This is a genomic window from Polyangium jinanense (assembly GCF_028435365.1).
On record NZ_JAGTJJ010000018.1, the window covers coordinates 103,801 to 117,088 of the forward strand.

Annotated in this window: 7 protein-coding genes; 4 read left to right on the forward strand and 3 right to left on the reverse strand. The window is 67.7% G+C overall.

Annotation, left to right across the window (positions count from 1 at the left end):
• Positions 1–56: 56 nt before the first annotated feature.
• From KEG57_RS26785 to KEG57_RS26795, 3 genes are all read left to right on the forward strand, one after another.
• Positions 57–1,241, forward strand: coding sequence for an acyl-CoA dehydrogenase family protein (locus tag KEG57_RS26785; RefSeq protein ID WP_272425337.1), 1,185 nt, complete (start codon positions 57–59; stop codon positions 1,239–1,241).
• An 84-nt stretch (positions 1,242–1,325) separates the two neighbouring features.
• The gene (locus KEG57_RS26790) at positions 1,326–3,893 is read left to right on the forward strand and encodes a DUF3344 domain-containing protein (protein WP_272425336.1); all 2,568 of its coding nucleotides are present in this window, start codon (positions 1,326–1,328) and stop codon (positions 3,891–3,893) included.
• A 258-nt stretch (positions 3,894–4,151) separates the two neighbouring features.
• Positions 4,152–5,072: a DUF4388 domain-containing protein gene (locus KEG57_RS26795; protein WP_272425335.1), complete on the forward strand. Its 921-nt coding sequence runs from the start codon at positions 4,152–4,154 to the stop codon at positions 5,070–5,072.
• Positions 5,073–5,222: 150 nt separating this feature from the next.
• On the opposite strand, the gene KEG57_RS26800 is transcribed toward KEG57_RS26795, so the two are convergent.
• From KEG57_RS26800 to KEG57_RS26810, 3 genes are all read right to left on the reverse strand, one after another.
• Positions 5,223–10,052 (reverse strand): zinc metalloprotease, encoded by a 4,830-nt coding sequence (locus KEG57_RS26800; protein WP_272425334.1) that lies wholly within the window; start codon positions 10,050–10,052, stop codon positions 5,223–5,225.
• A 185-nt stretch (positions 10,053–10,237) separates the two neighbouring features.
• Complete coding sequence (gene hisD / locus KEG57_RS26805) at positions 10,238–11,545, reverse strand: histidinol dehydrogenase (protein WP_272425333.1); 1,308 nt, start codon at positions 11,543–11,545, stop codon at positions 10,238–10,240.
• A gap of 181 nt (positions 11,546–11,726) precedes the next feature.
• Positions 11,727–12,314, reverse strand: a complete 588-nt coding sequence (locus KEG57_RS26810; RefSeq protein WP_272425332.1) for an SMI1/KNR4 family protein — start codon at positions 12,312–12,314, stop codon at positions 11,727–11,729.
• A gap of 145 nt (positions 12,315–12,459) precedes the next feature.
• On the opposite strand from KEG57_RS26810, the gene KEG57_RS26815 reads away from it, so the two are divergent.
• Positions 12,460–13,275, forward strand: coding sequence for a uracil phosphoribosyltransferase (locus KEG57_RS26815; protein WP_276074243.1), 816 nt, complete (start codon positions 12,460–12,462; stop codon positions 13,273–13,275).
• Positions 13,276–13,288 lie beyond the last annotated feature (13 nt).

The following is a 13,288-nucleotide window of genomic DNA, read 5'->3' on the forward strand; positions in this document are numbered from 1 at the left end:
CGCGCCGCGACGCCCCTTCCCCGCGCTCGCCATCCGGGCTACACACGCCCGAGACCATGACGCCCCAAGAGCCGCTCTCGCTCGACGCCCTCACCGCCATCGACGGCCTCCTCACGGACGAGGAGCGCATCATCCGCGACACCGTGCGCAGGTTCGTGCGCGAGCGGTATCTGCCGCGCGCCGCCGAGCTCTTCGCGAAGGAGCAGTTCCCAGAGGACCTCATCCCCGAGATCGCCGCGATGGGCCTGCTCGGCGCCTCCCTCCAGGGATACGGCTGTGCCGGCATGAATGCCGTCTCCTACGGGCTCGCGCTCGCCGAGCTCGAGTACGGCGACAGCGGGCTCCGGAGCTTCGTCAGCGTCCAGGGCTCGCTCGCGATGTACCCGATCTGGCGCTTCGGCTCCGAGGAACAGAAAAACAAATACCTGCCGAAAATGGCCGCCGCCGAGCTCATCGGCTGCTTCGGCCTCACCGAGCCGGATGCCGGCAGCGATCCCGGCTCGATGAAGACGCGCGCGCGGCTCGACGGCGATTCGTACGTGCTCACGGGGACGAAGATGTGGATCACGAGCGCGCCGATCTGCGATCTCGCCGTGGTATGGGCGAAGGTCGACGACGGCGACGCCTCGTCCATCCGCGGGTTCATCGTCGAACGCGGGACGAAGGGCTTCGAGACGCCCACGATCCACGGCAAGATGAGCTTGCGCGCGAGCCCGACGGGCGAGATCGTGCTGAACGAGGCGCGCGTGCCCAAGGAAAACGTGCTGCCCGGCGTGGTGGGGCTCAAGGGACCGCTCTCCTGCCTCACGCAAGCGCGCTTTGGCATCTCCTGGGGCGCGCTCGGCGCCGCGCGCGCCTGTTACGAGGCCGCGGTCGCGTACACGCGCGAGCGCGTGCAGTTCGGAAAACCCGTGGCGGCAAAGCAGCTCGTGCAGGAGCAAATCGTGGAGATGGCCATGGACATCGCGAAAGGCCAGATCCTCGCGCTGCATTACGGTCGCCTCAAGGACGCCGGCGCCATCACGCCCGTTCAGGTCTCCTTCTGCAAGAAGAACAACGTGGGCCTCGCACTGCGCGCCGCCCGCAAGGCGCGCGGCCTGCTCGGCGGAAACGGGATCCTGCTCGACTACCCCGTCATAAGGCACGCGCTGAACCTGGAGAGCGTCTACACCTACGAAGGCACCGACGAGGTGCACACGCTGATCCTGGGCAACGCGCTGACCGGCCATAACGCATTCTGAGCGAGCGCCGAGGGCCGCGATCCCGCCCAAAAAGAATGCGCTCGGCGGGCGACCTCTGGCATGATGGAATGCGAGGTCCTTGCCATGTCCACGCGCTCCCCTTCCCCGCCCCGGCGTAGCTTTTTCGGCCGGGCCGGCCGCGCCGCCCTGCTCGGCGCCGTCGCCTTCGCCGCCCTCCCCTCCGGAACGGCCCTCGCTGTCCCCAAGCTGCGAAAGCAGTTCGACGGCCACGGCGATTTCAAGCTGATCGGCAATACGCTCGGGTACGAGTGCGGAAACGTCGGGGTCGCGCCCCTCGTCGGCCAGGTGATCTGCAACGGCAGCGGCGACGGCGCGCCCGATATCCACTGGCGCGCGGACGAGCCCGCCGGCAGCGCCAGCGCGTCCGAGAGCGTCACCGTGGCCGATCAACGCTCGACCGCCGTGCTCACGCTGCCGCCCGGCGCGACCGTGACCTACGCCCGACTCTACTGGGGCGCGCGCTGGGACAACAATGGCACCGCCGACACGAGCGTGACGCTCGAGCGCCTCGGCTCGTTTTCCCAGGCGATCACCGCCGACGACAGCCTCGTGGGCACGAACGTCTCGGGCGGCGTGACCGAGTATTTCTACCAGTCGACCGCGGACGTGACCTCGCTCGTGGCGGCCCAGGGCGGAGGCGCATACCGGCTCTCCGGCGTCGACTCGATCAGCTTCGTCGGCCTCGTGCAGGACCGGCTCTTCGCCGGGTGGTGGCTCGTCGTGTTCTACGAGCTGCCCTCGGAGAAGCCGCGCCACCTCGCGCTGCACGACGGCTTCGATCGGATCGGCGTCACGCCGCAGACGCTCGCGCTCTCGGGCTTCACCGTCCCCGGCGCGGCCATCGACGGCAAGCTCGCCGTCATCGCCTACGAGGGCGACGTCGCGAGCTCCGCCGGCCAGAACGATTACCTGCGCTTCGGAACGGGCGTGCTCAGCGCCGCCAACGACATCATCGACGCGCAGAACCCGATGGGGAACTTCTTCAACGCCTCGCGATCGTGGCTCGGCGCGGCCGTCGCGACGGACGGCGATCTGCCGAAGCTCACGGGCGGGCCCGGCAGCATGAGCGGGATCGATCTCGACGTCGTCGACATCTCCACGAAGATCACGCCGGGCCAGAAGACCGCGAACGTGCAGGTCGGCAATGCTTCGGGCGCAAACGATATCTTCTGGATCGGCGGCTTCGTCTCGTCGATCACCACGCTCCTGCCCGATTTCTCGACGTCGACGAAGACCGCGTCGGACGTGAACGCCGGCAAGCTCGTCGTCGGCGACGAGCTCGAATACGCGATCGCCGTGACGAACAGCGGCAACGACACGTCGATCAACACGCGTCTCGACGACCAGTTGCCCCTCGGCGTGTCGTTTGTCCCGGGCTCGCTCGAGATCGTGCAAGGCGCGAACGCGGGGCTGAAGACGGAGCAGGCGGGCGACGATCAGGGCGAGTACACAGCCGCGACGCGCACGGTCACGGTGCGCCTCGGCGCAGGCGCGAACGCGATCTCGGGCGGCGAGATGGCCCCAGGCGAGACGGCGCTCGTGCGCTTCCGCGTGAAGGTCGAGCCGAACGCGCCCGCGACCCTCTCGAACCAGGCGACGCTCAGCGGCGAAGGCAAACAAGGCGCGCCGTACACGTCGTTCCCGACCGACGGCAACGGCGTGTCGCCGGGCAATCCGCCCACGGTCGTGGTGATCGAGGAGTGCACGACGAACGCCGATTGCGGCGGCGCAACGCCGATCTGCGACACGTCGGGCGATCCGAACGAGTGCGTGGGCTGCACCGAGGACAGCCAGTGCCCCGGCGACAAACCCGTTTGCCACCCGGCGCAGAAGGAATGCGTCTGCGTGCCCTCGGGCATGGAGACGTGCGACACGATCGACAACGACTGCGACGGGACGATCGACGAGGGCTGCAACGACACCGACGGCGACGGGCTACCCGACGACGTGGAGACGATGATCGGCACGGACCCGACCGATCCCGACACGGACAACGACGGCGTGCCCGACGGGCAAGAGCCGCTGCCCGGCGACGACACCGACGGCGACGGGCTCATCAACGCGCTCGATCCGGACAGCGACGGCGACGGGATCTTCGACGGCACGGAAATGGGCCACGACTGCAGCGGTTCCGGGACGAACCCCGCCGCAGGCAACTGCGTGCCCGACGCGGACATGGGCGCGACGACGACCGATCCGCTCGACCCCGACACGGACAACGGCGGCATCCCCGACGGCGAGGAGGACAAGGACAAGGACGGCGCCGTCGATCCGGGTGAAGGAGACCCGAACGATCCGAGCGACGACACGGTCAGTTCGGGCACCGGCGGCATGGGCGGCGCAGGTGGCGCAGGTGGCATGGGCGGCGCAGGTGGCGCAGGTGGTGCCGGTGGCGCAGGCGGCGCAGGCGGCGCAGGCGGCGCAGGCGGCTCCGCGGGCGCAGGCGGCGCAGGCGGAAGCGGCGGACAAGGCGGAGCCGCGGGCAGCGGCGGAGAAGCGCCCCCGAGCGGCTTCATAATCACCGGCGGCGCGTGCTCGACCGGCAAGGCGCCGTCGTCGACGGATCCGCTCGCCTGGGCCCTCGGCCTCGCAGGCGCGGCGCTCGCGCTGCGAAGGCGCCGGAGCCGTTAGCCCGACCCCCGTCCCCCTCTCCCCCATCGGAGGGGGGCGTGGGGCGCGATCGTGGCGAACCCACCACACGTGAAATCGACTTCGCGTCGTGCGCGCGAGCTTCCGCGGCGTCACGATCGCAGCGGAAATGCAGGGCCCAGGGCCCTACGCCCGCGTCGTTTTGATGGATGACCCCAAGAGTCTCACGATGCACAATGTCGGACCGAGCGTGGCAGTAGCTCGTGCTCGGTTTCCACGCACATGGAACAAGCTCCACACATGACGTCTCCGTCGCGGCTCGTTCTGCGCTTCATCTCGGGAAAGTACCAGGGTGGCGAGATCCCGCTGCAGGACGCGCAGGAGCTCGTCGTCGGACGCGCGAGCGACGCGGGCATCGTCCTCGTCGAGGAGATGGTCTCGCGAAGGCACGCGCGCTTCTTGCTCTCGAACACGGATCTCACGATCGAAGATCTCGGCTCGACGAACGGCACGTTCGTGAACGGCGAGAAGATCCAGAAGAGCACGCTCAAGGAAGGTGACCGCGTGCTCATCGGCACGAGCATCCTCAAGGTGGTCTCGGCCGACACCGCCGTCGCCGCCGCCGGCTCGCGCCGCAAGATGGAGCCGCCCCGCCCCTCCGTGGCGCCCCGCGGCCCCGCACGCTCGATGTCCGGCGCGATCGAGGAGATCCCGCTGCCCGACCTCCTGCAGCTGCTCGGCACCTCGAAGAAGAGCGGCGTCCTCGTGATCACCTCGGACGACGACGTCGGAAAGATCTTCCTGCACCGAGGCATCGTCACGTACGCCGAGATCAACGCCGACGACGTGCCGCCGCTCAAGGCGGCCATCCGCATCCTCGCGTGGACGCGCGGAACGTTCGACTTCGATCCGCCCGAGGAGCGCACGCTGCCGGTGACGATCAATCTGTCCGTGCAGGAGCTGCTCATGGAGGGCCTGCGGCAGATCGACGAGCTCAACGCGCTCCGGCACAAGCTGCCGGATCTCGATACGCGGCTCACCGTGCCGCACCCGCTCGGGCCCTCGCTGCGTGAGCTCTCGCCGACGGAGATCGAGGTCTTCCAGCTCGCGTACAACCACGGGCACCTCGCCCTCGTGCTGAACAAGAGCCAAGCGACGGATCTCGACACCACGCAAGCCATCATCAAGCTGATCAACGCCGGCTATCTGCGGAAGGGCTGACGCGCCCGGACAAACGCGCGTCCGGACAAACCGTTGTCGCCCCAAAGAAAAAGGCCACGGGAGCGAATCCCGTGGCCTTTTCGTTTCGAGTGATCTCCTCACCCCCGGCCCCTCTCCCGAAGGAGAGGGGTGGGGGGAAGGCGTCTTCGATCAGTCGTAGATGCCCTTCATCGTCGGGTCGGCAAGGCCGTACGCCGCGAGGGCCTGACGGATGAAGAACGGCACCTCGGCGTAACGCGAGAGCTTGACGCAAGCGCGGTTCGCCGTGCAGGTGCAGCCCGTGTTGTCGGCAGCGGTGCAACGATCGGCCGACGACTGGATCGTCGAGTCGAACTTGACGAGCGGCGCGCCGTAGTTCGGCGACGTCGCGTCACTGTTGGTCCGCGCCTTGTACCAGTCGACCGTGCCGTCGTTGTTGTAGTCGACCTCGTCGACCACGTACGCCTGCTGGAGCAGATCGTTCGCGTACTGGAGGACGCGCGCCGAGATGCCCTTCTGGACGGTCTTCTCGTACTTCGTGCCCGCGAAGAGGGTCTCGGTGCCGATGGTCTTGGCGACGTACACCTTGCCCGTCGGATCGTGGAACTCGATGCGAGCGTCGAACTCGGGATCGCCGTCCACGCCCTGCTCCCACAGGCGGAGCATGTTGATCCACCACTGCTGCTGGTTCTCGGGCAGATAGTTCATCGTCCAGGCGATCAGGAACTTCTGCTGCTCCCAGCCGATCTGACCGTCGATGGGCATGAGCGTGTCGACGTTGATCGACTCGCCCTCGAAGACGCCCGGATCCCAGCCGACCGCCGAGCAGACCGTCGAGCCGTCGCCGGGGAAGCAGACCTGCGGGCCCTCCGCCGGCCACCAGCTCGTCCAGCCGAGCGGCGTCGTCGGGAACTTCTGCGGATCGGTGATGGGCGTGTTGTTGTTCGCCTTGACCCACGCGCCCTTGAGCATGTCGTCGCCGGTCAGGTTGTTGCCCAGCCACCGGCGATAGCCATCGGGGAACACGTCCGCGAGCGAGACCGCGCGGTAACGAGCGTCGAGGAAGTCCTGACGCGAGGCGCTGATGAAGTTGTCGACCGACTCGGTGAACAACATCGAGGCCCACGCCTTGTCGTAATACGACCCGGCGTTGATCGTGTACTCGGAGTCGTAGTCGTTGCCCTTGTCGTCCGCGAGGGCGTTCTCGAGCGGCCTGCCGCCGATGCCGATCGCCGCGGGACCCGCGGGGCTGTTGTCCGAGCGATACCCCGTGGCGCCGTTCGGCACGACGAGGACCGTGGGACCCGGCTGCGAGTAGATGTCGTCCGTCGAGCGGAGGACGAGATCGTTCGCGACCTTGTGATGCTCGCCGTACTGCGGGCGAGCGACCTGGCGCGCGAAGTGATCGAACGCGAGGCCCGAGGCCAGGATGTTGTCCTGGTAGAACTGCTTCGCGATCGAGGGCCACTCCGAGTTGAAGTCGAAGCCGGACTCGAGCGCGAAGTCACGGTAGATGTTCACGAGCAGGCCGAGGCCCTTGGCCGCGTCGCGCATCTTCGTGTTGTACCGCTCGAGCGTGCGCATCGCCGAAGCGCGGACGCTGAAGCTCTGCCGGTTGCGGCGGTAGTTGTCGAAGATGTGCCCGACTTCCTGCTGCGTGATGAAGAAGTTGAAGAGCTCGTAGACGTCCGCGCCGTTGTCGTGGCGGTAGACGGCGACGTTGCCGAGGTCGGCCCAGCGGTCCGTGGCGAAGCCGTAGGGGACGCGCGTGCGCTTCGTCGCGTCGACGGAGCTCCAGCGACGGCTGAAGTCCGCGCCGTTGTCGCGCATCGACTGCCACGGCATGTAGTCGACCTTGCGCGTCTTGCACTTGGAGTACTCGCCGTTGACCTTGACGATCAGGCCGTCGAGCAGCGGGTCCCACTTGCCGAGGCGCCCCTCGTCCCAGTCGGCCGGCTTCAGGCGCTGAACCTGCTCCTCCGTGAGCGAGGTGCAGCTAGCCGCGTCGAGCATCTTCCACGTCCGCTGGAGCTGGGAGTAGTGGATGTTCGCGTTGCCGTTCGACGTGTACTGGTAGCCGATGATGCCGCCGAAGCCGTCCATCTTGTCGAGGGTGGCGCGGCCGAGCGGTTTGTCGGCGTTCATGTCCGGGTCGGCATGCACCGCGACCGTCTGGCCGTAGAACATGCGCGCCGCGGCGAAGTCGTACGCGGAGAGGCCGATGAAGTCCTGCGTGACCTCACCGCCGTACTCCATGATCGACTGGTGCATGAACATGGAGAGGAGCTGATCACGCTCGTTCGCCGTGACCTGGTCGAAGTAACGCGGCCCGACGCAGTTCTCGCTCTCGGCCTCGCTCTTGAGGTCGTTGCACGCCGCCGTGACCTTGCCGTTCTTCGTGCGGAGCTGCCAGTACTGCGGGCGGAAGCCCCAGGCGTCCGACGAGCTCACGAAGTTGTGGCGCAGGCCGATGGAGTGACCCATCTCGTGCGCGATGACCGAGTAGTGCGCCTTCTGCGCGATCCAGTTGCGGATCGCCTCGGCGCGGTCGAGCTGGTCCTGCCTCGAGTTCGTCATCGGATCCGCGAACGTGCCGTACGGCGCGCCCGTGCGCGGATTGATGGCGTCCTTGAACTTCGACTGGATCGCTTTGTCGAGCGAGGTGAGGCCGATCGGCGAGGGGAAGGTCGCCTGCATGATGCACATGCCACGCTCGGCGAGGGCGACCTCCTTCAGGCGCGCGATGTCACGCTGCACCTGCGGGTGATTGCCGCGCAGAGGCGAGGCGAAGTTCATCACGGCGTCGTTCACCGGGAGCTTGTCCGTGCCGGCGAGCTGCTGCATCGCCTTCGTCGTGAGCTCCGCCTCCATCGGCGAGCCCGCCGCGCGCTGGCGACGCGCCTCGTAGACCGGGCGGTTGGCCGAGGGCGCGAGCGCGTCGGCGCGCACGTCCTTGACCATCTGCTTCACGTTCTCGAGCGACTCGGCGAACTCGGGCTTCGTGACGATCGAGCCCTCGCCGCTCTCGACGGCCTTCATCTTGTCCGGCATGACGCCCGCGCCGCCGAGCACGCGACGCGAGAGGTCCGCCTGGCTCATCTGCGGGAGCACGCCCGTGCCGCCCGCCGCCTCGCTGGCGACCGCCCAGTCCTTGACGTACGTGCCCTCGGTAACCTGGTCGGTCGAGAGCTCGCCGTTCAGGTACCGCATCTGATCGACGAGGCCCTGGCTGAAGAGGTCCGTGACGTGCGACCAGACGTTCGCGCTCGCCGCGATCTTCTCGCCCGTGAGCGGATCGTCCGAGTCCGTCATGATGCCCCACGGCGAGGGCGTCTGCGGCGTCGGGATGACGTTGATCTGGTGGTAGCGCAGGTCGCCCATGCGCACCGAGCGCCCCGCCGGGCCGCAGGCCGGATCGTCGGTGTCGAGGACCGGGCTGTGGCAGAGCATGATCATCTGCTGCATCTTCGCGACAGCGATCACGCCCGGATCGATGCCGCGCTCGGCGCCGAGCTGATCCGCGATCGCCTCGCAGTTGCGACCGTCGTTCGTCTTGCCGGCACGGCAGGCGTCGACCTCGTGGGAGAGCTGGATCAGATCCCAGTTGTCGTCCATCTGGCCGTGGTACATCGGGAACTGGCCGTCGCACGCCCCGGGATCACCGCCCGTCGCCTTGCACTCGGCGTTGCGCGCGGACATGACCGCGGCGCGCATCGCGACGTCCCACTCGTGCGTCGCCCAGTCGGTCGACTCGTAGTACGACTGGTCCGACTCCGCGGTGTAGTACCAGGGCTGCGGGACCTCCTTGCGCAGGCGATACGGCAGCGTGCAGCGCTGCTTGAACTCGTCGCAACGCGAGCCCGCCACGCCCGTCCGCTGCGTGACCTCTTCGCACTCGTCCTCGGTGCCGTTGCCGTCCGCGTCGCGGTGCGGATCGTCGCCCGCGAGCGTCTTTTCGGGGACGAAGCACGCAATCTCGCCCGTCATCTTCTCGGGATCAGCGTAGTAGTGGCTGCGCTCCCAGATGTTGTAACGCGCGGCGAAGCGGTACCACTTGTCGTCGCTCATGCCGTAGTTGCGGGCGTAGCCCGAGCGATCGACGGTGAACGCGCCGTACGCGCTGAAGCGCTTGCCGTCCCAGTTGACCGGCTCGTAGTCGCGATCGACCACGCGGCGGAAGGACTGGCGAATCGTGAGCTCGACGGGGTTACAGGTACCGGAGGGCGCCGAGCCGCCGAAGAAGTCGTTGTCGAGGTAGCAGGCCGGGAACTTGTCGATGCCCCAGCCGAGGTGGCTGAGGTCGATCATCTTGGGCTTCGCGAACGCCTTGTTCGTGACGTCGAAGTAGCCCGTCTCGGGATCGAAGTGCGGCGCGTCGGGATCGTTCGGATCGCTGACGTAGTAGTCGAGCGGCTCGTAGTCGACGCCGCCGTAGACGCCGAGCATCGACAACGTGTCGTAATCGTACGAATCCACGTTGAGGTTCTTGCTCCAGTCGACGCGGAAGTACTCGCGCTCGTACCAGGGCCTGTCCGAGCCGTTCTCGACGAGGACGTTCAGCTCCTCACCCGTCGTCGGGTTGTACTCGTAACGAATGTCGAAGTGCGACTGGATGGGGTACGCGACCACGATCACGCCCTGATCCGTCGACGGGCCGACGCCCTTCTTGCCGTCGGTGTCCTGGATGCGCTCGTAGCTCAAGCGCCCGATCAGGAGGTCCTCCGTGATCTGCCACTTCAAGCGCGCGACGGGCTGCGCGTACGTGGACGTGAACAAACCGTCCTGCGCCGCGCCGTAGCCAACGTCGACCACCGTGCCCTGTGTCCAGAACTCGGGGTTGTCCGCGTCGCTGTGCAGGTCTTCACCGACGAAGAACGACTTCGCCAGCGCGTTCGCCTGCACGCGGTTGATGGGGTCTCGCTCTTCGGCGCACCCGAGCGCCCCACCAGCGAGGAGCCCGAGGGTGGCCACGAAGGCGACCCGTATCCTCATCCATCTCATCGAAGGTCCTCCTTGCACTGCCGATCCGAAGCCCGCCAAAAGCCCACGCGAGCGGGTCCCTACCCGATCAGCGGGACTGAAAGCACGTTTGATGCCACATCGAATTTCCGGGCGTTTTCAAGCACTTGCTTGTTGAAGCACGGGGCCCCGCCCGGATCCCCGTTAAAGCTCTGACACGACGATCGCTAACTCTCGCCCTCCCCCCGCCCCCCGAGGCGCGTGTGTTGCGACATCCGTAGCTCGACCGCGCGCGCATGCGCATCCAGGCCCTCCGCACGCGCGAAGTTCGCGATGTGGGGCCCATGACGGAGCAGCGCGGGCGCGCCGTAACGAATGATGCTCGCCCGCACGACGAAGTCGTACACGCCGAGCGGAGAGCCGAAGCGCGCAGCCCCGCCCGTGGGCAGGACGTGCGAAGGCCCCGCGAGGTAGTCACCAGCCGCGACCGGCGTCATGCCGCCGAGCAGCGCAGCACCTCCGCCTTCGACGGCGTCGAAGAGCGCCTCGGGATCAGCGACGTGATACGCGACGTGCTCGCCCGCGACGAGCGAGGCGATCTCCGCGAGGCGCGCAAGGCTCGGGACGACGAGCGCGACGCCACGCGTGCGCATCGCTTCACCCGCGATGGAGTCGCGCGAGAGCGCCGCGAGCTGCGGTCCGAGCTCGGCGACGACAGCTTCGGCGAGCGCGCGAGACGTCGTGACGAGGACACACCACGCAGCCTCGTCATGCTCGGCCTGCGAGAGGAGATCGGCCGCGACGATGGCGGGCTCGGCCGTGTCATCGGCGAGCGCGACGATCTCGCTCGGCCCCGCGATGCCGTCGATGTCGACGTCGCCGTAGACGAGCTTCTTCGCGCAAGCGACGTAGATGTTGCCGGGTCCGACGATCTTGTCGACGCGCGGCAAGCTCGCCGTGCCGTACGCGAGCGCGGCGATGGCCTGCGCGCCGCCCGCGTCGAGGATGCTCGTGACGCCAGAGAGGTGCGCGGCCGCGAGGAGGCGATCGTCGGGCGCGGGCGTGGCGAGGACGATGTCACGCACACCAGCCACGCGCGCGGGGATCGCCGACATGAGCACGCTCGACGGATACCGAGCCTTGCCGCCGGGCGCATACACGCCGACCCGCGCGAGCGGGCGCACGCGCATGCCGAGCTCGACGCCGTCTTCTTCGTAACGGAAGCCGGTCTCGCGCTGATGCTCGTGGTAGCGGCGGATGCGATCGGCCGCGAGCTCGAGCGCGGCGCGGAGGTCCGGCTCGAGGCGCGCGAGCGCGGCGGCGCCGTCGAACGTACGGATCAAAAGCGATTCGGGACGACGACGCTCGAACCGCTCGACGTAGCGGAGGACCGCTTCATCTCCCTCGGCGCGGACGGCCGACACGATCGCTCGAACATCTTGCTCGACCGCGCCGAGATCATCGGCGCCGCGCGCCACGAGTCGGCCGAGGCTCGCGGCGAACGCTTCCGTTCCGTCGATGTGAATGGGGATCATGCGGCAGCGAGCGCGCTGCGAATCAAGGGGATCGCAGCCGAAGCTCGTGCCGTACCACGTTCTTTTTTCGGCACATAGGCCCGATCGGGGCCTACGCCCGCGGCTTTTTCACCGGACGGAAGGGTCGTTCCCGGAAGAACGACCCCTCGCAGGCACCCAGGACATCGTTCGGAACGATGTTCTAGGTCCAGTGACCCGCGCGCAGCGCAGCCGAGTCGAGCGTCTTGATCTTCGGCGCGAGCGCCTCGCGGAAGATCGCCTCGTCCTCGTCGTCGAGCACTCCGCTCCCGAAGCCGGTCGCGACTTCCATGCTCGTCGCGAGGATCCGCAGGAACTGCTGAAAGCTCGACGCGCAGAGCACGGGCTTGATCGTGTCGGTCCCGAGCATGCACGTGAAGATGGGGCAGTCCCCCTCGGCGTCGAGCTTGCTCGTGTCCAGGAAGTACGGATCACCGAGCAGCGCGCTGCGGCCGATGATCACCCAGTTCTTGCGCCAGTTCGGGATCTCTGCCGCGGGTTTGCCCCCGAGCGTCTGCTCGTCGGCGAGCTTGTGCGACGGGAAGAGCCGCACACGCTCGACGGGGGTCACGCTCTCGACGTCCGTCGGATCGGCGGCCGCGAGGAAGGCGCGATACCGCGCAGGGATCCTGAAGGTCTTGCGTAGCTCATCGATCGCCGCCGGCTCCGCCTTGCCGAAGCTGACCGGGATACCCCGCTTGGCGAAGATTTCCTTGAGCGCCGCAACCGATTCGGCCAGGTCGCTGTCCACCGAACCCATCCTCCGTCTCGCGGGTCTCGTACACGTCCGAACGCCTGGGAAGACCAGAGCTACGTCCGCCGTGCCGAACCCATACGCCGGAACCACCGGCGCGCGTAGGAATACCCCGCACGGGGCCAGGTAGTGTAACAGAAAAATGATGGTCGACACCGCCTACGCCGAGAGCCGGTACCGGGCCGCCGAGATTCCCCACCGCTACGGGCCGGGAGTCCATCTGATCGACGACCCGTTCGCCTGGACCCTTTTGACCCGAGCTTGCTCGCCGGACACCGGACAGCCGGACATGGGACGCCTGGTCCGCATGCTCTATGAAGGGCTCGCCCGCATCGTCCTGGCCACGGAGTTCCCCCGCGCCCGCGTGGACGTCCCCACCCGCATGGCCGTCTCGCACCCGCAGGCCGTCTACCGAGGCACCGCCCTCGCCAGGACCACCAAAGCCGTGACGGTGGGCATCGCGCGGGCCGGGACGATGCCGTCGCAGGTGGTTTTCGACCTGATGAACGAGGTGCTCGACCCGAACCTCGTGCGGCAAGACCACCTGTTCATGAGCCGGCAGACGGACGCCCAGGGCAAGGTCATCGGCGCGACGTGGCACGACGCGAAGATCGGGCGTGACGTGGGCGATCGTTACGTGCTGTTCCCCGATCCGATGGGCGCGACGGGCTCGTCGATGGTCAGCGCGGTCTCGTTTTACAAGAACTCGCTGGAAGGGAAGCCGGCGAAGCTCATCGCGATGCACCTGATCGTGACGCCCGAGTACATCCGGCGCGTGCACGCGGAGCATCCGGATCTCGCGGTGTACGCGTACCGGCTCGATCGCGGGCTCTCGCCGCCGGCCGTGCTGCGCACGGAGCCCGGCACGAGCGAGGAAGAGCGCGGGCTCAACGAGGTGCAGTACATCGTCCCCGGCGCAGGCGGCGTGGGCGAGATCCTGAACAACGCCTGGGTTTGAAGCAGGAGCGCGC

Excerpts from the sequence above, each read along its gene's own strand:
- KEG57_RS26815 (WP_276074243.1), top strand. The coding sequence starts at position 12,460 with ATGATGGTCGACACCGCCTACGCCGAGAGCCGGTACCGGGCCGCCGAG.
- hisD (WP_272425333.1), bottom strand. The coding sequence starts at position 11,545 with ATGATCCCCATTCACATCGACGGAACGGAAGCGTTCGCCGCGAGCCTC.
- KEG57_RS26785 (WP_272425337.1), top strand. The coding sequence starts at position 57 with ATGACGCCCCAAGAGCCGCTCTCGCTCGACGCCCTCACCGCCATCGAC.
- KEG57_RS26800 (WP_272425334.1), bottom strand. The coding sequence starts at position 10,052 with ATGAGATGGATGAGGATACGGGTCGCCTTCGTGGCCACCCTCGGGCTC.
- KEG57_RS26795 (WP_272425335.1), top strand. The coding sequence starts at position 4,152 with ATGACGTCTCCGTCGCGGCTCGTTCTGCGCTTCATCTCGGGAAAGTAC.
- KEG57_RS26790 (WP_272425336.1), top strand. The coding sequence starts at position 1,326 with ATGTCCACGCGCTCCCCTTCCCCGCCCCGGCGTAGCTTTTTCGGCCGG.